Consider the following 18,336-nt stretch of genomic DNA (forward strand, 5'->3'; position numbering starts at 1 on the left):
CCATGTCAAGCCTTCAGATAGGGTTGCACCTCCGCATGCAGCGTCGCGAAACCCGCCCGACGGGCCAGATTGCGCTTCTGCTTGCCAAAGGCCGGAAGGCTGCCGAGCCAGTGCATCACCAGGGTCGGCGCCGGCGCCTCGACGTAAAGGCCCAGCGCCGCGGCCCGCTGCCGCTCGAAGACGAAACCGCACGCATAGCAGTACGGATCGGCGCGTGCGATCTCGCTCTCGGTATCGGGCAGCGCGGCGACTTCGGCGTTGAGGAACAGCGCCACCGCGCGGGAGGGCGGGCCCCAGGCGTCGCGGAAGCGCTGGGCTTCGTCTATCCGGTCCCGCCTGAGGTCCGGGGGCACATGGGCCGCGTTGAACCCGTCGACCCCGCGCGCGATCACCCGGCGCACCACGGCGGCGCGCTTGAGCGCCTCCACCTCGTCCTGCCGGGTCCGGCCGCGCGGGGGCACGGTGCGGCGGCCGAACTCCTCGGAATAGATGACCTTCACCATGCCGTCCCCCGCGCTTGCCGCCGAACTCTTCCCGCCCGGATCGCGGGCTGTCAACCGGACCGGGCCTTGGGCCGTGACCGCAGCCGCCGGAGCGGGTAGAAGCGGAAGGAATGACCCAGGAGCAGATCATCCTCTTCGCGCTGTTCGGCACGGTGTTCGCAGCCCTGATCTGGGGGCGCTGGCGCTACGACCTGGTGGCGTTCACGGCCCTGCTGGTGGGGGTGGTGCTTGGCGTCGTGCCGGCCGACCAGGCGTTCTCGGGCTTCGGTCACCCCGCCACACTGATCGTGGCGCTGGTGCTCGTGGTCTCGGCCGGGCTGGTGCGGTCGGGCGCGGTCTACCTGATCACGCGCACGATGGTCGACAGCGCCCGCGGGCTGGGCGCCCATATCGCGGTGATGGGCGGCGTGGGCGGCGTGCTGTCGGCCTTCATGAACAACGTCGCCGCGCTGGCGCTTCTGATGCCGGTCGACATCCAGACCGCGCGCAAGGCGGGGCGCCCACCCGGGCTCAGCCTGATGCCGCTTTCCTTCGCGACGATCCTGGGCGGCCTGGTGACACTGATTGGCACGCCGCCCAACATCATTATCGCCTCGATCCGCGAGGAGTCGCTCGGCGAACCCTTCCGCATGTTCGACTTCGCCCCTGTCGGCGGCGTGGCGGCGGCGGCGGGACTGATCTTCGTCGCCCTTGTCGGCTGGCGCCTGATCCCGCGGGGGCAGCGCCTGTCCGCGGCCAGCGAACCGATGTCGGCCTTCGCGCCCTATATCGCCGAGCTCACCGTGCCCGAAGGCTCCGGGCTGATCGGCCGGCGGCTGGGCGACCTGGAGCCGGAAGCCGAAACCAACGACGTCGCGATCCTGGGCCTGGTGCGCGACGGCAAGCGCCGCTACGGCACCCAGCGCGGCACCCCGCTGGCGGCTGGCGACGCCATCGTGCTGGAGGCCGCGCCCGAGGCGCTCGACGAGTTCCGCACCGCGCTTTCGCTGGATTTCGCCGAGGCCGAACGCCAGGAAAAGCTGCGCGCCGCCGGCGAGGGCCTGTCGCTGGTCGAGGTCGTGGTGCCCGACCAGGCGCGCATCGCCGGCAAGTCGGCGCAGGTGGTCGGGCTCGGCTGGCGGCGGCGCACGGTGCTTCTGGGCATCTCGCGCCAAGGCCGGCCGATCAAGAGCCAGATCCGCAAGACCCGTGTGCGACCAGGGGACATCCTGCTGCTGCTCGCACCACAGGACATGACGCAGGACGTGGTGGACTGGCTGGGCTGCCTCACGCTGGCGGACCGGGGACTGGCCGTGACCGATATCGGCAAGGTCTGGGTGGCGATCGCCATGTTCGGGGCGGCAGTGGCGGCGGCGAGCCTGGGCCTGATCGACCTGCCGATCGCGCTCGGGCTGGTGGTGGCGGGCTATCTCTTCGCTCGCATCGTACCGCTGACCGAGGTCTACGACCACGTAGAATGGCCGGTTGTGGTTCTGCTCGGCTCGATGATCCCGCTGGGCGTGGCGCTCGAGGAGGCGGGCGGCACGCGGCTGATCGCGGACGCGCTGGTGGGGCTGACCGGCGATCTGCCCGCCTGGATCACCCTGACGGTCCTGATGGTGGTGACGATGACGCTGTCGGACGTGCTGAACAACACCGCGACGGCGGTGGTGCTGGCACCCGTGGGCATCCAGATGGCCGACAGCCTCGGCGTGAACCCGGACCCCTTCCTGATGGCGGTGGCCGTGGCGGCGTCCTGCGCGTTCCTCACGCCGATCGGGCACAAGAACAACACCCTGATCCTCGGGCCGGGCGGCTACCGCTTCGGGGATTACTGGCGCATGGGATTGCCGCTGGAGGTGCTGGTCATCGCGACATCAGTGCCGGCGATCCTGGTGGTCTGGCCGTTATAGGCCGGCCGGGGGCCCTGCCCCCGGCCCCCCGGGATATTTCCGGCCAGAAGAAGAACGAGGACCGCGCGACACCGGGGCATCCGCTTGCAGCGGCGCCCTCATCGGCCGGCGGCGACCCGCGCGGCGGCCTCGAGCGCGCCCGGGCCGTGGGGCAGGCCCAGCGCATCGAGCCCGGCCTCGATGGCGCCAAGCGCGCCGAGGACCATATGCGCGTTGACGTGGCCCATATGGGCAAGGCGGAAATAGCCGTGCCAGGCCGGGTCACCCGGCGCCGCCATGCCGAGGCCGATGCCGAGCGTCACTCCCGCGGTCTCGGACAGCCAGTCGCGCAGGGCGGTGCCGTTGGGCGGGTCGATCCGGGCCGAGGTCACGGCATGGCTGCGGCTGGCCGGGTCGGCCACGTTGAGCGCGAGCGAGCCCTCGCCCCCCCAGGCGTCGAAGGCGGCCCAGACCGCACGGGCAAGCCGTTCGTGGCGCGCCCAGGCGGCCTCCATGCCCTCCTCCTGCACCAGCATGTCGAGTGCGGCGCGCAGCCCGTAGAGGTGATGCGTGGGCGCGGTGCCCCAGAAATACTGGTAGAAGACTTCCGGTTCGGAACGCATCCGCCAGTCCCAGTAGGGCGTGACGCAGTCGGCGCGCTCGCGCGCGGCCTCGGCGCGGGGCCCGAAGAACACGAAGCCCATGCCGGGCGGCACCATCAAGCCCTTCTGACAGGCCGAGATCATCACGTCGACGCCCCAGTCATCCATCTCGAACCGGTCGCATCCCAGCGAGGCGATGCAGTCGACCATCAGGAGAGCGGGATGCCCGGCCGCGTCCAGCGCGGCGCGCAGAGCGGGGATGTCATTCCTGACGGAGGTGGCGGTGTCGACATGGGTGAGCGTGACCGCGCGGATCGCATGGCCGCCGTCCTCGGCCAGGCGCGCGGCCACCCGGTCGGGATCGACCGCCGCGCTCTTGCCGAAATCCATCACCTCGACCTCGGCGCCCAGCCCGCGAGCGGTCTCGGCCCAGCCGTGACCGAAGCGGCCGGTCGCGAGCGCCAGGACCCGGTCGCCGCGCGCGATCGTATTGGCCAACGACGCCTCCCAGACCCCGTGGCCGTTGGAAATGTACATCGCCACCTTGTGCCGGGTCCGCGCCACGGCGCGCAGGTCGGGCAGCAGACCGGCCAACAGCTCGACCATCGCCCCGCCATGGATCTCGGGCGCGGGGCGGTGCATCGCCTGGAGCACGCGGTCGGGGATGACGGAAGGGCCGGGGATGGCGAGATAGGAACGGCCGTGGCTGAGGGACATGCCGGAGACTCCGAAGGGAATACGCAACCTGTTAGGCCGGGGCACGGGGGGCGTCAATCGCTTGTCAGGGGCGCGCTTTCGGTCTATTCCGCCTGCTCGAGCCGCAAGGCCCCGGGGAGACAATGTTCGACCAGATCAAGACCCGTTTCGAGGCGTTCGACCGCCGCGTGCGCGACGCCTTCGGCGGCGACTTCACGACGCCCGGGGGGCGGCGCGCGGCGTTCTGGCATTTCCAGGTAATGGACCATGCCGCCCTGCGGACGCTCTGGACCAACCTGCATGAAATCGCGCCCGGCGCCTGGCGGTCGAACCAGCCCGACCCGCGCAGGTTGCACCGCTATCGCGACATGGGCATCCGCACCGTCCTGTCGCTGAGGCGCAGCGGCACGTCCAGCCACCACCTGTTCGAGGAAGAGGCCTGCCGGGACCTGGGGCTGACGCTGGTGAACCAGCGGATGCACGCGCGCCAGTTGTTGCCGGCCGGGCAGCTTCTGGCGCTGCTCGACCTGTTCGAACGGATCGAGAAACCCTTCGTGATGCATTGCAAGTCGGGATCGGACCGGGCCGGCTTTGCTTCGGCGCTGTATCTCATTCACATGGAGGGCGCGTCGGTGGCCGAAGCCCGCCGGATGCTGCACTGGCGCTATATCCATTTCCGCAACTCCGCGAGCGGCATCCTCGACGCGATGCTGGACGCCTTCGAGGCCGACATACGCGCAGAACCGATGCCGCTGCGCGACTGGATCGCGACGCGCTACGACCCCGAGGCGATCACCGCCGCGTTCCGCGCCGGGCGGGGGCGCTGAGAATGGACGCTCCCCAGAACAGCCGCCCGGTGGTGCGCTGGATCTGGCGCGGTTATCTGCGCTACCATCTTGCTGCGATCGGCGCGGCCATGGCGCTGATGACGATCGAGGGCGGTGCGCTTGGCGCGCTCAGCTACCTGTTCAAGCCGATGTTCGACCAGATCTTCGTCGCCGGCGAGGCAGAGGCGATCCCGCTGGTGGCCGGCGCGATCCTCGCACTGTTCCTGGCGCGGGCGGTGGCCGGGCTCGGCCAGCGGCTGCTCATGGCGCGCGTCGCCCTGCGCGTCTCGGCCGCGCTGCAGCGCGACCTTGTGGGGCATATGCTGACGCTCGACAGCCTGTGGTTTCAGAAGACGCCGCCCGGCAACCTGATCGAACGGGTCCGGGGCGATACCCAGGCTGCGGCGATGGTCTGGAACACCGTGTTCACGGCGGCCGGGCGCGATATCGTCTCGCTCATCTCGCTTTTTGCCGTGGCGCTCTCGATCGACTGGATCTGGACGCTGATCGCGCTGGCTGGCGTGCCGCTGCTGATCGTCCCGCTCGTGATCCTGCAACGCTGGATCCGGCAGACCACGCGGGCCGCCCGCGCGGCGGCGGCCGCGATTTCCAGCCGGCTCGACGAGGCGTTTCACGGCGTGACGACGATCAAGCTCAATCGCCTCGAGGCGCGCGAGGACGCGCGCTTCGCCGAAACGGTCGACGGGTTCGTGAAGGCCCAGTTCCGCTCGCAGGGGGGCCAGGCGGGAATGCCCGCACTGGTGGACCTCGTCGGCGGGGTGGGCTTCGCCGCCGTCGTGGTGTTCGGCGGGCTCCAGATCATCGAGGGCGACAAGACGGTGGGCGAGTTCATGTCGTTCTTCGCCGCCATCGCGCTGGTCTTCGAGCCGCTCCGGCGCCTCGGTCGGGTCTCGGGCGCATGGCAGGCGGCGCTGGCCAGCCTCGAACGCCTGTATGCCGTGTTCGAAGAGCGTCCCACGATCCTGTCGCCAGCCACGCCCCGCACCCTGCCCGCCCCGGGCGGCGCCTGCGATGTCGCGCTGGACGACGTGCATCTGGCCTATGGCGACGCCCCGGCGCTGCGGGGGCTGACCTTCACCGCGAAGGCGGGCCAGATGACCGCGCTGGTCGGGCCTTCGGGGGCCGGCAAATCGACCGTGTTCAACCTGCTGACCCGGCTGGTCGAGCCGCAGCGCGGGCAGGTCACGGTGGGCGGCGTCCCGGTCGACGCGTTGCCGCTGACCGAGCTGCGCGACCTCTTCGCCGTGGTCACCCAGGAGGCGCCGCTCTTCGACGAGCCGCTGCGCGACAACATCTGCCTCGGCCGCAAGGTGTCCGACGCCCGGCTCGACGAGGTCGTGCGCGCCGCCCATATCTCGGAATTCCTGGCCGCCCTGCCTGAGGGTCTCGACAGCCCGGCCGGCCCCAGAGGCTCCAACCTTTCGGGAGGGCAGCGCCAGCGCGTGGCGATCGCGCGGGCGCTGCTGCGCGACGCGCCGATCCTGCTGATGGACGAGGCGACCTCGGCGCTCGACTCCCGTTCGGAGAAGATCGTGCAGGAGGCGCTGGCCGATCTTGCCCGGGGGCGCACCACGCTGGTCATCGCCCACCGCCTGGCGACGGTGCGCAACGCCGACCGGATCGTGGTCATGGATGCGGGCCGCGTGGTCGAAGAAGGCACGCACGAGGCGCTTCTGGCAAAGAACGGCATCTATGCCGGGCTCCACCGGCTGCAATTCGCCTCGGAAGCCTGACGCAAAGCCCCTATATCGGGGGTGAGGCAGAATAGGAGGCACGGAGATGCAGGGCGAAGCCGCGAGCGACAGGACGGTTCTGAAGATCACCGGCGAGGACCGCGCGTATTTCCTGCAAGGTCTGGTCACCAATGACGTGTCCGACGTAGACGGACGGCTGGTCTATGCCGCGATGCTGACGCCCCAGGGGAAGTATCTGGCCGATTTCTTCCTCACCGCACGGGACGACACGATCCTGCTCGACGTCAAGACCGATCTCGCCGAGGCGCTGATCCAGCGGCTGTCGATGTACAAGCTGCGCGCAAGGGTCGAGATCGCGCCGGCGGGACTGCATGTGCTGCGCGGGCTGGGCGAGCCGCCCGCGAGCGCCCTGCCCGACCCGCGCCATGCGGCACTGGGCTGGCGCGCCTATGTCGACGAGCCCGGACCGGAGGGCGCGACCGACTGGAACGCGATCCGCGTAACCCATTGCATTCCCGAGACCGGCATCGAACTGGTCCCCGAGGAGACGTTCATCCTCGAAGCGGGGCTGGAGCGGCTTCACGGCGTCGATTTCCACAAGGGCTGCTACGTGGGCCAGGAGGTCACGGCGCGAATGAAGCACAAGACCGAACTGAAGAAGGGGCTTGCAACCGTCACCGTAGAGGGCGCGGCGCCCGTGGGCACGGCGATCATGGCGGGCGAGAAGTTGGCCGGCACGCTGTACACGCAGGCGGGCGGTCGCGGCATCGCGCATCTGCGCTTCGACCGGGCCGACGGGACAATGACCGCGGGCGAGGCCGCCGTCAGCCGCGAGTATGGCTGACCGGGCCGCCATCGAGGCGGCGCTTGGCGCGCCGGTCTCGAGGCTTGCGCCGCTGCATGGCGGCGACCTGTCGGAGGTGGCGCGCGTGTCCCTCGCCGATGGTGCGACCGTCGTTGCCAAGACCGGACCCCTTGTCGCGCAAGAGGCGCGGATGCTGGAGGTCATCGCGGCGGCGGGGGCGCCCTGTCCGCGGGTGATCGCCGTCGCGGGCGACGTCTTGATCCTGGAACATCTCCACGAAGCGCGGCCCGGCGCGGCGGGCTGGCGCGCGCTGGGCGAGGCGCTCGCGCGGCTTCACGCAGCCGAAGGCGAGAGCTACGGGTGGTCGGAAGACTATGCCTTCGGCTCAGCGACCCTGCCCAACGCGCCGACGCAGGATTGGCCGGCCTTCTGGGCCGAGCGCCGGCTCCTGGCGTGGCCCGAAACGCTGCCGGGCGATATTGCCGCGCGTGTCGAGCGGCTGTCTGGGCGCCTGGCCGACCTGCTGCCCCGGACGCCGCCGCCGGCGCTGCTGCATGGCGATCTCTGGGCCGGCAACGTGCTGTTCACGACGGAGGGCGCCGCACTGATCGACCCGGCCTGCTATCATGGCCATGGCGAGGTCGACCTCGCCATGCTGCACCTCTTCGGGCGGCCCCCGCCCCAGCTCCTTGAGGGCTACGGCACGCCCGAGCCGGGCTGGGAAGACCGCCGCGCGCTCTACCAGCTATGGCCGGCGCTGGTGCACCTGCGGCTTTTCGGCGGCGGATACCGAGGGATGGTGGGGGGCTGCCTGCGTGCGCTGGGGGCCTGACGGGCGGCCCTTCGAACAAGGGCGGCCCCCTCGCACCGCCCCGCGTGCTCAGGCGCGTTCGGCGTATTCCATGGTCTCGGTGTTAACCACGATCTCCTCTTCGGGGCCGACGAAGGGCGGGACCATCACCCGGACCCCGTTGTCCAGAAGCGCCGGCTTGAAGCTGTTGGCCGCAGTCTGCCCCTTGACCACCGGCTCGGTCTCCTCGATCCGGCAGGTCACCTTCTGGGGCAGCGTGACGTTCAGCGCCTCGTTTTCGTAATACTCGATCTCGACCGTCATCCCGTCCTGCAGGAAGGGCCGCCGTTCGCCGAGGAGGTCGGCGGGCAGTTCGATCTGCTCGAAGGTGTCGGTATCCATGAAGACGAGTTGGCCGTCGTTCTCATAGAGAAACTGCTGGTCGCGCTGCTCCAGCCGGACACGTTCCACCTTGTCGGCGCTGCGGAAGCGTTCGTTCAGCTTGGAGCCGTTGCGCAGGTTCCGGAGCTCCGCCTGCGCGAAGGCGCCCCCCTTGCCGGGCTTGACGTGCTCGACCTTCACGACCGACCACAGCCCGTCATTGTGCTCCAGCACGTTGCCGGGGCGGATTTCGTTGCCGTTGATCTTGGGCATCGGGGAACCGTTAATGCTTGGTTGAAGGAGATTTCGCGCGCACCTATATCTTGTCGACGTGAGGCTGGCAAGACGACTAGATCGGGTAAGGCTTCGGAGCAAGCCATGCGCCCAGCGCATGCATGACATTCGAAAACTGCAATACCGAATCGCAGCAAAACCGTCATATTCGGCTGCATGCCCGACATGCAAGAGCAATAATAAAAGGACCACGAGATGGCCGATTTCGTTGATGGCACAGCATTCAACCACGAACAGGGGAACCGTGCCCGCAAACTGTTCGCTGCCGTTGTGCTGGCCGCTCTGGACGACGCGATCGCGGATGACAAGAAATACGGCAACGGGCCCGAGCAGATCGCCCGCTGGGCGCGTTCGCGCGACGGTCGTGAAGTATTGTCTTGCGCCGGGATCGACCCGAACGAACGTGTGGTGCAGGGCCTGATGGAGTTCGTCGCCCGCGGCGTGCGGACCTCGGTGGCTTTGTCGCGCGAGGAAAGCGAACGGCGCCAGTTGCGGGCGCTGGAAGACGAAGCCGAAGCTGCGTAGGCCGGTCAGCCGGCCCGCCAGAAATGACGCGCCCTTACGGGCGCGTTTTTCGTTCATCGCCGGGCTTGAGCTACTCCAGGTCGCGCGCGGCCAAGGCCCGGCTGACCTCGCGCCGGACAAGCTTGCGCACGTTGCGGGTGATCCGTTCGCCAAGGGCGCCCTGCAATTCACCGCGCACGACCTCGGTGACGAGATCGCGCAACATCTCCTCGTCAATCAGAACGGTATCTGCGATGTCGTCGTTCGCCTGTGGCGGCACCTCGGCCGGCGGCACATCCGTTTCGCCCGCCGGGGCGGCGCGGTCGGGGCGCCCCCAGCCGGTGGCAGCCGCCAGCGCCTCGGTCCCGTCCGGTTCCCAGTCGTCGTCGCAGCCGGCAACTGCCGCCTCGAGCTCGGCAATGCGCTGCTCGAGTGTGGCGGCATCGCAGTCGTCGGCCTCCGACGCCCTGACAGGTTCGGCCGACTCTGGCGGCTGCGGTTCGGTCAGGAACAGCGGCCAGGTCTCGCGCGGGCCCCGCGCCGGCGCGGCGTCCGCCCGCTGCGCCTGATCGAGCCGCAGAGCCGGGCGCGTGCCGTTTGCATCGGGCTCGGGCGTTGCCGGCTCGGGGGGCACGCGCAGCGCGGGCGTCAACAGCAGGCAGGCCGGCCGCTCGGCCACAGCCGTCGTCGGCTCATCAGAGACAAGCCGACGGATCGAGGAGAGAACATCCTCGACCTCGCGGGATTTCGCTGTTTCCGACATCGGCGTTTCCGGTTCAACGTCCACCCCGAATCCTAGCCGCAAGGACGCGAATAGACAACAATCGGTTGTGCTAGTCCCGGCCGATGCTTTCCAGGACCCGGTCGAGTTTGCGACCCTGCAGGCTCTTGGCGGGGGCGGTGCTGACCGCGTTGTAATAGGCGCGCGGATCGTAGGTCGGGATGCCCAGCCCCAGGTGCTGGACCGTCAGCAGGCCCATCGAGGACAGCACCCTGTAGATCGCGACATACTGGTTTGCCTCGGCATCGACCCGCGAGGTGCGCGCATCCAGAAGCTCCTGCTCAGCGTCGAGCACGTCGAGCGTGGTGCGCGCCCCCAGCCGCGCCTCTTCCCGCGTGCCCTCGAAGGCCAATTGGGCGGCCTGGATCTGGCGGTCGGTCGCCTCGAGCTGGGCGCGCGCGACGGCCAGGCTGGACCAGGCGCTGCCGACCTCCTCCTCGATGAGGCGGACGACCTGCAACAGCCCCGCGCGGGCGCGCTGGACATTGGCGCGGGCCTGGCGTTCGGCGGAATAGAGCGCGCCACCGGCATAGAGCGTCTGGTTGACGTCGAGGGTCACGCCCTTGGATTCCCGGCCCTGCTCCAGCTTGCGGATATTGGCGCCTGCGGTCACGGTCGGCCCCTGGGCCGCTTTGGCGCGTGCCAGGTTCAACTCCGCCACGCTGACATTATGCTGAGCCTCGACGATATCGGGATGTGACTTCACCGCGACGGCGCGGGCGGCATCGGTGCTTTGCGGCATCGCCGGCAGGCGCGGAATCCCGCTGAGCTGCCCCGGATAGCGGCCGATCGCCCGCTTATAGGCTTCGCGCGCCACGGCCAGGCTGCCCTGCGCGGCCACCAGGTTGGAGCGCGCCGCAGCCAGACGCGACTGCGCGAGCGAGACGTCCGTCCGCGTGACTTCCCCCACCTCGAACCGATCTTCGGCCGCGCGAAGCTGCTGGGTGATAAGGCGTACGTTGTTCTCGGCAAGCGACACGTTCTGAACCGCGGCGAAGACGTCCATGTAGGCCTGCACCGCGCCCAGCAACACGTCCTGTTCGACGCCCAACAGCGCCGCGCGCGTGGCCAGCACCGTCTCCTTGGACGCATCCACCGCAAGCCGGTTCTGCCCGTTGTCATACAACGTGAGCTGCGCCGAAAGCTCCGCAAAGGCGGTCGTCGTGCTATCTCCAGTCGGATTTGCGGCCGTCGGGCTCGGGTCCGAATAGGTCCCCCTGAGCAGGAAGTTGAAGACCGGGCGGAGTTCGGCCACCGCCTGGGCCACGTCCTCGTCGGCGGCGCGCAGCACCGCGCGGTTCTGCTCCAACAGGTGTGAGTTCTTGTAGGCCGCCACCAGGGCATCGGTCAGGGTCTGGGCCCGGGCACCGTGCCCACCTGCAAAGACCGCCGCCGCCAACGCGGCACCGGCGAACGTTCTCAGAAATCTGCTCATCTTCTGCTCTTGCCTCTCGTTCTGACCGCACCCGCCGGCACGGCGACCTTGCTTGCGTCGCGATGTCCCCCCTAGAACTCGAAGGCCGGGGCCCGCTCGAAGCCCGGCAATACCGGTGCGGCGGCGTTGAACAGGAACCGCCAATTCAGCGCCCCCTCGATCTTCCAGCCAACCCGCGCCACCCCGAGCGCCCCCTCCATGAAGAGCGCAACGACCCGCCCGCCCTCCTTCAACTGCTCGGCGATGACCTGCGGAATCTCTTCCACCGCACCCTCGATCACGATCGCGTCGTAGGGCCCGTGCTGCGGCGCGCCGGCGGCTAGGGCCGCGTGTTCGACGGCCACGTTGTCGACACCGTGCTCACCGAAGGCGGCCTGCGCGTCACGGGCCATGCCCTTGTCCTCTTCCACGGCGACCACCGCGTCGGCCATGCGGGCCAAAACCGCCGCCGAGTAGCCCAAGCCGCAACCGAGATCGAGCACGAGGTCGCCGGGACCAATGTCGATGGCCTCCAGCATCTTGGCGAACGTGCGCGGCTCCAGCACCGTGCGCCGGGACGCAAGCGTGATGTTCTCGCCGATATAGGCTGCGCTGCGCAGCGGCGGCGGCACGAATTCCTCGCGCGGCACGGCGAGAAAGGCGTCGATGATCGGCAGGCTGGTGACGTCCGCCGGCCGGACCTGGGTATCGACCATGGCCTCGCGGCGGGCGTCGTAGTCGGGCATTTGGTGGTGCTCTCGAGCTTGAAATGGAATTGGCTTGGTGATGCCACAGAACACTGTCTGCGGCAATGGCCCGGGCGCAACCGGGTATCGGGTATGGCAGGTGGGGAACATCCCTTGCGGCCCCCCGCGCCTTGCGATATGAGGCTGATCGGCCAAGGCGAGTTGGCGGAGTGGTTACGCAGCGGATTGCAAATCCGTGTACGCCGGTTCGATTCCGGCACTCGCCTCCATTTCATTCTAAATCAAAGGGTTAGCGACTGAGCGGTCGGGTGTGACACAAAGTGGGACACACGCCCTATGATGCTGTCATCCTATCTAAGCCACTCTCGGCACGGTGTTTATTACTTCCGCTGGCCTATCCCTCCGTCCAAAGAGGGAAAGCGGACCACGGTTCGCATCTCCCTGCGGACCCGGTGCCCGGATCGGGCTGGTGATTTGGCCCGCCATCTTGCATCCTGCGGACGAATACTGCGTGAGAACAATGCATTGGCGGCCGATAGTGCCCTTGGGCGTGGTGTAAGAGCGCCGACCTTCGGAGAGGTCCGAGGTTGATCAGGTCGCCACGGCGGGCAGCCTGCCGGTGGGAGTGTCGGTGACGCGGGCGGTGGTTTCAAGCGACATGTACCTGCGCGCGACGGTCCACTCGTCGTTGGTCTCCAGCATCAGCGCTCCGACGAGCCGGATGATTGCTCCGTCGTTGGGAAAGATCCCAATCACGTCGGCACGGCGCTTGATCTCGCGGTTCACCCGTTCGAGTGGGTTCGTGGATGCGATCTGGGCCCAGTGCTCGCGGGGGAAGTCCATGTAGGCGAGGATGTTGTCACGGGAGGCGTCCATGAAGGTGCCGAGCTTTTCGATCTTCACACGCAATGCGTCGGCGACGGTTTCCCACTGGCCCTCGGCGTCGGCCTTGCTCTCCTGGGCGAAGATCGTCTTCAGCATCGCGGCCACTGCCGTGCGCTGCTTGGCCGGTGCATGTGCCAGCGCGTTTCGCATCCAGTGAACGCGACATCTCTGTTGGGTAGCATTGAACACCCGCCGTGCAGCCGCCCGCAGGCCCTTGTGATCGTCGGCGATCACCAGCTTCACGCCGCGCAGGCCGCGGTCGGCCAGCGAGCGCAGGAAGTCCGTCCAGAACGTCTCGGCCTCGGAAGGGCCTGTGGCGACGCCCAGAACTTCCCGCTTGCCGTCCTCATTGACCGCCACGGCCACTATCACGGCACGACTGACGATCCGTCCGCTGTCGCGGACCTTGAGGTAGGTGGCATCGAGCCGGAGGTACGGTCACGCCCCTTCCAGCGGCCGGGTGAGGAAGGCGTTCACCCGCTCGTCGATCTCGGCGCAGAGCCGGCTGACCTGGCTCTTCGAAATCCCGCCCGCGCCCATAGCCTTCACCAGATCGTCCACAGATCGGGTCGAGATGCCGTGCACGTAGGCTTCCTGGATCACGGCAACCAGGGCCTTCTCCGCCGTCCGGCGCGGTTCGAGGAAGCTTGGGAGATAGCTGCCCTTGCGCAGCTTCGGGATCTCCAGCGCGATCCGCCCTGCACGGGTGTCCCAGTCCCGGTCGCGGTATCCGTTCCGTTGAACTTCCCGCAGGGGCGACCGCGCGCCCTTCGCTGCGCCGGTCCGCGCCTCGACCTCCATCTCCATGATGCGCCCCGCTGCGAATGCCAGCATCTCGCGCACAAGGTCGCCGTCGGCCTGCTTCTCAACCAGCTCAAGCAGCGCCATTCTCTCATTGGTCATCGTCGTCTCCGTCTTGGGTTTCGAGTGTCGCAACCCGAACCTTTTCCGAAGATCGACGGTGGCCACCAGCGTCACCACCGGCCGCGCGCTGCGCTACGCCGGAGGCTCCGCGCGCGGCCTCCTACACCAAGCGTTGAGACACTGCCGAACGTCGCTTGCATCAACCACCCAACCCGCCGATAAGATACTTGGAGACGAGCCATTTTTCCCAGCGTGCAACCCAGAGTGTTGACGGCGGAAGGATAAGGGGCTACCCGGCAGCAACGGGATGATGGCGTCCTCCCGTTCCCCCAGTATCGTCCTGAACGCCCGGGCCTGTTCCAGCACCGTAGCCGCGGTGTCAGAGGAGGTTTTTCATGGCACGACTGACCGTTGCACCGTCCCATCGCGCCGGTTTCGAGAAGCGCGCCGGTATCGCCGCAATGTGCATTGCCATGGCGCTGCTTCCCATTGGCGATGCGATCTCGAAAACCCTGACCGGCTTTGCCACGCCGTTCGAGGTAACCGTCTGGCGCACACTGGTGCAGGCGGCTTTCTTCGTTCCGGTCGCGGTGATCCTTCGGCGCCACCTCCGCGGCTCCATCCTCTCGGTCGGGTCGCTTGTTTCGGCCTTGCTCATTGTCACCGTGACCCTGTCACTGGTCACGGCTTTCGCCTCCATGCCGATCGCAACGGCGATCGCGATCTTCTTCGTGGAGCCTCTGCTCCTGACGCTGTTGGCCGGTCCATTCCTGGGCGAAGTGCCCGGTCCGCGCAGATACGCCGCTGTCGGTGTCGGGCTGATCGGTGCCCTGATCGTGATCCGGCCGAACTTCATCGCGTTCGGGCCGATCGTCCTGCTGCCGGTGCTGGCGGCGCTGGCCTACGCGCTCAACATGATCGTCATGCGGAAAGCGACGCGCGACCGGTCCGCCCTGACCTTCCAGTTCGGCGCCTCGCTGTCCGCCGCGGCCATCATTCTGGTGGCGCAACTGGTGGCGATTGCCCTTGGATTCGAGCGGGTTGCCTTCTCCGAATTGCCGGTCTGGGTCTTCTGGCTCGTTCTCGGGGCTGGTGCCCTTGCGATGGTTGCGTTCCTCGCGATCACCTTCGCCTTCAGCAAGACGGAGGCGAGCCTGCTTGCGCCGTTCCAGTATCTGGAGATCGTCGGCGCGACCCTTGTCGGGTTCCTCGTCTTCGGCGAAATCCCGGATGGGATAACCCTGCTGGGCACGGCGATCATCCTCGGCTCCGGCGCTTATGTCTTCTATCGCGAACGTAAGCATGAGGTGGAAGCCGCCACATCGCAGCCGATTGAGCGATAGGGGGCGTCATCCGCTCCTGTCGGGGCGGTGCATCGCGCCGATCATCGTCGTCAGATCGACCCGCATTGCGGCTCGGCGCCCTGGGGGTCTCCGCCTCGGCGCGTTCGGCCCTGCCGCGCCCTTGCGCAACGAGGTCCCCGAGATAGGCCACGTCACACGCCGAGGCGCGTCTTGCGGCCTCTGCCGCGACTGGCGGTTCGATCATCAGCCGGCCCTGCATGAGTTGCTCGGGGGCGGTTGCACTCAGCAGGATCGTCTCCTTGACGGAGTGACCAAACGGCGCGGGTCCGCGGAATGTGCCCTTGCCGGCCTGCCGCCAGATTTCGTCTTCCCGTTCAAGCTCCAGCAACGCCGCGCGCACGGTCTGGCGACTGCACCCTAGAAGACCCGCAAGCGCGTTCGCTCGGAAGGCGACCGCCGATGATGAATACTTCCTTGTCGAAAAGCGCGCGCAGTCGTTCCAACCCAATGGTCCGATGGTCCGGATATCGCGTCGGAAGGCCAGGCTGACCAATGGCCGAAACCCAGCTTGTCCTGCCGGTCAGGGCATCGAGTGGCGCCGCCCGCCCCCCGATTGGAGGATCAGTAGCTTGTCGGGACGCCACAGCGGGTCATGAACATCGACACCGCGGCCTCGTCCCGCGGCTCGGGCCCGTTCGCGATCAGAGTCACCCATTCGTCGCCATAGGCCAGCGCGACGGAGCCGGCCCGGGCCAGCCGCGCGAACAGGTCGACATCGCGGCCCAGCGTGCCGATCGGATACCAGTTCCCGGTTTGGTCGCTGAGCTGGGGCATCAGGATGACGGGCATCTCCATGCCGTCGGCCACAAGGGACGCCGTGCGGGGCACGTCCTCGGCGCGGTCATGTTGGCGGTCGACCAGAACCCAGATATCATCGCCGTTGTCCGGGCAGCGAAAGCGGATTTCCGAAAAGCTGTCCTCCGCGGCCCCCGCCCGGACCCAGGCCAGAACCGCCGAGGTCGCGGTGTCCCAACTGCCGGGCTGGAACGACCAGTGCCCCGGCGAGGGTTCGGGGGCCGGGTCGGGCGCGGGGTTTCGCAGATCGGCGGGCAGGGGGCGGCGGCGTTCGGGCCCCGGGGCCAGGCTTTCGCCCTGGGCGATCCGGGCGGCCTGGTCCTGGGTCAGGTGCCCGTAGGCCGACAGGATGTCCGGCGTCATCCCCTGTTCCTGCCGCAGGAGGGCAAAGCCGTCGCGGCGCAACTCGCCGAAGGCGAAATGCGCGGCACTGCGCCCCCGCCGCCAGATCACCGCCAGATCGACATCGCCGTTCCCGGTCATGTCGCGCAGCCCCTGCACGACGAACAGCGGATCCTGCGGGTCCTGGCGCACCTCGAACACCGTCTCGCCCCGGTAGGTCACGACCAGCGTGCCCGGCTCCAGCGTGACCGCGTAACCGGGGTTGAGCGCCTGGGCCGATGCGGCCCCCGCCCCGAGGCCCAGCACGAGGGCGGCGAGCGTGGAAAGGATGCGACGGGTCATGGTCATGCTCCTGGTCAGTTCCTGCGCAGGGCGGCGTCGAGGTCGACGACACGCGCCTCGTCGTTGTCCCGGATCCGCTGAAAAAGGGCGCGCCGGGCCTCCGTGATCTCGTCCAGCCGCTGCGCCAGCGCCTGTTCGAGGGTTTCGAACCGGCGGATCGCGGTGACCTGGCTGGCGAGCATCGCGCTGTCCGATTCGGCGGTCTCCTTCCAGCCCTCCAGCGTGCGCGGCAGCAACAGCGCCCCCGCGATGTCGGAATACCCCGCAAGGCCCGAGAGCGGGTCCGTGGGCACCATGTCCAGCCAGTTGATCGTCGATTTCAGCATCGACTTGACCACGTTTCCCGAGAAGTTCGTGCGCAGGATTTCCAACTGGCCGCGCACGTCGTTCAGGCGCGCCTGGGTGTCGAGATGGGCCAGCCGGTAAGTCTCGGTGCCCTGCATCAGGGCGTTGTAACGCGCGACGCCCGCCGCGGTGGGCCGGCGCGTCCAGTGCCAGGCGACCCCTTCGGCATCGAGATCGGCCAGATAGGCGTTCAGGCTGGCGACCTGCCGGGCGGCAAGGTCGAAATCATGCCGCGCGATGGTCCCTTCCAAGGCCGCGCCAAAGCGGTTGATATCCTCAAGCAGCGTTTCGGCATGGAAATCGGGCGCCCCGTCCGCGGCCAGATAGGCCCCCGCCGGGGCCTCGCCCGCCGGGGCAACGCCGGCGAAATAGCCGGTCCTGTCCATGGACAGCGATTCGGTCTTTCTTCGGCCGAACGTGCCGGTGACCTGGGCCTTGAGACGGTGCGCCTTGCTGCCATCCGGCAGCACCGATGTCTCGTCGATCGTCAGGCAGACCCGCGCCTTGCCGTAGGGCAGTTCGTCATAAGCGCGCTGGAACAGCGCGGAAGAGCCGTAGGCATAGAGATCCATCGACCAATAGGTCTCGATGCGGAAACACCCCGCGGCACGGTCGGGGGCGGCGGTCCCCTCGAAGATGCCGACGCCGTACCCCTTGACATCGTGCTCGGGCCCCAGACCGTAGGGTCCCGCATCGTGGTAGCGCACCCGGAACCCGACCCTGTCGCCGTCGCGCCGGTAGAACAGTTCGCGCACGTCCTCGTCCTGCGCCAGCGAGTCGAGGGTCCGGCTGTCGGGAAGCCGGGCTGGCAGGGAGGGGCCGCGGTCGATGGCGAAGCCCACCGGATCGCCGTCTTCCAAGACCAGCCAGGGCCAGCCGAACCGTGCGAAGAAGTTCCGCATCGGCGCGCCCGTGGTCAGGCCCAGCGCAGCAACCGCGTCCGGCACGGGTGCCGGGCCGCCGCCCAGCGCCTCGGGGATCATGGATTCCGGCCCGACACCGGGCGCGTTGTAAAAGATGCCCGAGATAAGCAGCCGTCGCGGCAAATCCTCGGCCCGGGCGACACCGGGAGCGGCCGCAAGTGCGATCAAGGGGGCAAACCCGGCGATGGACCGAGACAGTCGGGGACGCATGACGGCTCCTTTCCTGGAGGCTACTCTATTGTCCCGATTGCGATTTTGCGTGCGGCGGTTCAACGCACGGTTGCGTGTGTACCAGGCGCGCGCGGTCATTGTCCGGACCGGTCTCGCAGTTGCCGTAACCGTGCCGATTGCAGCTGCGGACTCCAGCCCGCTGCTGGCCTCACGCGACCCGATTTACATCGCCGCCGGTTTCGCCGGGGCCGTGGCGATGGCACCGTTGCTGGTTAAACCGCCTCTGGCGGCAGGTTTCCTGCCGGGCCGTGCCGTGCGGCACGGTCTGCGCGTTCATCGCTGGACCGGCGGCACGCTGTTCGAGGCCATCGTGCTCCATGGTGCGGAGCTGTGGATCACCAGTCCCCCGGACGTG

At 68.3% G+C, this 18,336-nt stretch carries 16 protein-coding genes, 1 tRNA gene and 1 pseudogene; 9 read left to right on the top strand and 9 right to left on the bottom strand.

Annotated features, from left to right (window positions below; translation table 11 throughout):
• Positions 1 to 5 precede the first annotated feature (5 nt).
• On the bottom strand, positions 6 to 503 hold the full coding sequence (locus tag BUR28_RS06940; RefSeq protein WP_074219461.1) for a hypothetical protein: 498 nt from the start codon (positions 501 to 503) through the stop codon (positions 6 to 8).
• Between the two features lie 110 nt (positions 504 to 613).
• On the opposite strand from BUR28_RS06940, the gene BUR28_RS06945 reads away from it, so the two are divergent.
• Positions 614 to 2,395: an SLC13 family permease gene (locus tag BUR28_RS06945; protein ID WP_074219462.1), complete on the top strand. Its 1,782-nt coding sequence runs from the start codon at positions 614 to 616 to the stop codon at positions 2,393 to 2,395.
• A gap of 98 nt (positions 2,396 to 2,493) precedes the next feature.
• Here the strand turns inward: BUR28_RS06945 and BUR28_RS06950 are convergent, their stop codons facing one another.
• Positions 2,494 to 3,693, bottom strand: a complete 1,200-nt coding sequence (locus tag BUR28_RS06950; protein ID WP_074219463.1) for a pyridoxal-phosphate-dependent aminotransferase family protein — start codon at positions 3,691 to 3,693, stop codon at positions 2,494 to 2,496.
• Between the two features lie 122 nt (positions 3,694 to 3,815).
• Between BUR28_RS06950 and BUR28_RS06955 the strand changes: the two genes are divergently transcribed.
• Genes BUR28_RS06955 through BUR28_RS06970 form a run of 4 tightly spaced genes read left to right on the top strand, consistent with a single transcriptional unit; the run spans position 3,816 to position 7,851 of the window.
• A complete protein-coding gene (locus tag BUR28_RS06955) occupies positions 3,816 to 4,499 on the top strand; it encodes a phosphatase domain-containing protein (protein ID WP_074219464.1) in 684 nt (227 codons plus the stop codon).
• Positions 4,500 to 4,501: 2 nt separating this feature from the next.
• On the top strand, positions 4,502 to 6,253 hold the full coding sequence (locus tag BUR28_RS06960) for an ABC transporter ATP-binding protein (protein ID WP_074219465.1): 1,752 nt from the start codon (positions 4,502 to 4,504) through the stop codon (positions 6,251 to 6,253).
• Between the two features lie 46 nt (positions 6,254 to 6,299).
• Positions 6,300 to 7,058 carry a CAF17-like 4Fe-4S cluster assembly/insertion protein YgfZ gene (locus BUR28_RS06965; RefSeq protein ID WP_074219466.1) on the top strand — a complete coding sequence of 253 codons (759 nt, stop codon included), beginning with the start codon at positions 6,300 to 6,302 and terminating at the stop codon, positions 7,056 to 7,058.
• A complete protein-coding gene (locus BUR28_RS06970) occupies positions 7,051 to 7,851 on the top strand; it encodes a fructosamine kinase family protein (protein ID WP_074219467.1) in 801 nt (266 codons plus the stop codon). Before BUR28_RS06965 ends, BUR28_RS06970 begins: the two co-directional genes overlap by 8 nt.
• A 48-nt stretch (positions 7,852 to 7,899) precedes the next feature.
• On the opposite strand, the gene efp is transcribed toward BUR28_RS06970, so the two are convergent.
• A complete protein-coding gene (efp, locus tag BUR28_RS06975; protein ID WP_074219468.1) occupies positions 7,900 to 8,463 on the bottom strand; it encodes an elongation factor P in 564 nt (187 codons plus the stop codon).
• Positions 8,464 to 8,679: 216 nt separating this feature from the next.
• Between efp and BUR28_RS06980 the strand changes: the two genes are divergently transcribed.
• Positions 8,680 to 9,009 carry a DUF6280 family protein gene (locus BUR28_RS06980; RefSeq protein WP_074219469.1) on the top strand — a complete coding sequence of 110 codons (330 nt, stop codon included), beginning with the start codon at positions 8,680 to 8,682 and terminating at the stop codon, positions 9,007 to 9,009.
• A gap of 70 nt (positions 9,010 to 9,079) precedes the next feature.
• On the opposite strand, the gene BUR28_RS06985 is transcribed toward BUR28_RS06980, so the two are convergent.
• The 3 genes from BUR28_RS06985 to BUR28_RS06995 form a co-directional block, all read right to left on the bottom strand.
• Positions 9,080 to 9,775: a hypothetical protein gene (locus tag BUR28_RS06985; RefSeq protein WP_139307512.1), complete on the bottom strand. Its 696-nt coding sequence runs from the start codon at positions 9,773 to 9,775 to the stop codon at positions 9,080 to 9,082.
• Positions 9,776 to 9,821: 46 nt separating this feature from the next.
• Positions 9,822 to 11,204, bottom strand: coding sequence for a TolC family outer membrane protein (locus tag BUR28_RS06990; RefSeq protein ID WP_083626493.1), 1,383 nt, complete (start codon positions 11,202 to 11,204; stop codon positions 9,822 to 9,824).
• A 71-nt stretch (positions 11,205 to 11,275) separates the two neighbouring features.
• Positions 11,276 to 11,929, bottom strand: coding sequence for a protein-L-isoaspartate O-methyltransferase family protein (locus BUR28_RS06995; RefSeq protein ID WP_074219471.1), 654 nt, complete (start codon positions 11,927 to 11,929; stop codon positions 11,276 to 11,278).
• A gap of 156 nt (positions 11,930 to 12,085) precedes the next feature.
• Here BUR28_RS06995 and BUR28_RS07000 point away from each other — a divergent pair.
• Together BUR28_RS07000 and BUR28_RS20775 are read left to right on the top strand one after the other, a co-directional pair.
• Positions 12,086 to 12,159 (top strand) — tRNA-Cys (locus BUR28_RS07000).
• A 70-nt stretch (positions 12,160 to 12,229) separates the two neighbouring features.
• Positions 12,230 to 12,481 carry a DUF6538 domain-containing protein gene (locus BUR28_RS20775; RefSeq protein WP_371441612.1) on the top strand — a complete coding sequence of 84 codons (252 nt, stop codon included), beginning with the start codon at positions 12,230 to 12,232 and terminating at the stop codon, positions 12,479 to 12,481.
• Here the strand turns inward: BUR28_RS20775 and BUR28_RS07010 are convergent.
• Positions 12,482 to 13,678, bottom strand: a pseudogene (locus BUR28_RS07010) (IS256 family transposase).
• 356 nt (positions 13,679 to 14,034) lie between these two features.
• Here BUR28_RS07010 and BUR28_RS07015 point away from each other — a divergent pair.
• Positions 14,035 to 14,982 carry a DMT family transporter gene (locus BUR28_RS07015; RefSeq protein WP_074219472.1) on the top strand — a complete coding sequence of 316 codons (948 nt, stop codon included), beginning with the start codon at positions 14,035 to 14,037 and terminating at the stop codon, positions 14,980 to 14,982.
• Positions 14,983 to 15,564: 582 nt separating this feature from the next.
• Here the strand turns inward: BUR28_RS07015 and BUR28_RS07025 are convergent.
• Both BUR28_RS07025 and BUR28_RS07030 read right to left on the bottom strand, forming a co-directional pair.
• The gene (locus BUR28_RS07025) at positions 15,565 to 16,482 is read right to left on the bottom strand and encodes a hypothetical protein (RefSeq protein WP_139307513.1); all 918 of its coding nucleotides are present in this window, start codon (positions 16,480 to 16,482) and stop codon (positions 15,565 to 15,567) included.
• A 14-nt stretch (positions 16,483 to 16,496) separates the two neighbouring features.
• A complete protein-coding gene (locus tag BUR28_RS07030) occupies positions 16,497 to 17,960 on the bottom strand; it encodes a hypothetical protein (protein ID WP_074219475.1) in 1,464 nt (487 codons plus the stop codon).
• Between the last annotated feature and the right edge of the window lie 376 nt (positions 17,961 to 18,336).

It is taken from the genome of Rhodovulum sp. ES.010, assembly GCF_900142935.1.
In the GTDB taxonomy this organism is placed as follows: Bacteria; Pseudomonadota; Alphaproteobacteria; order Rhodobacterales; family Rhodobacteraceae; genus Rhodovulum.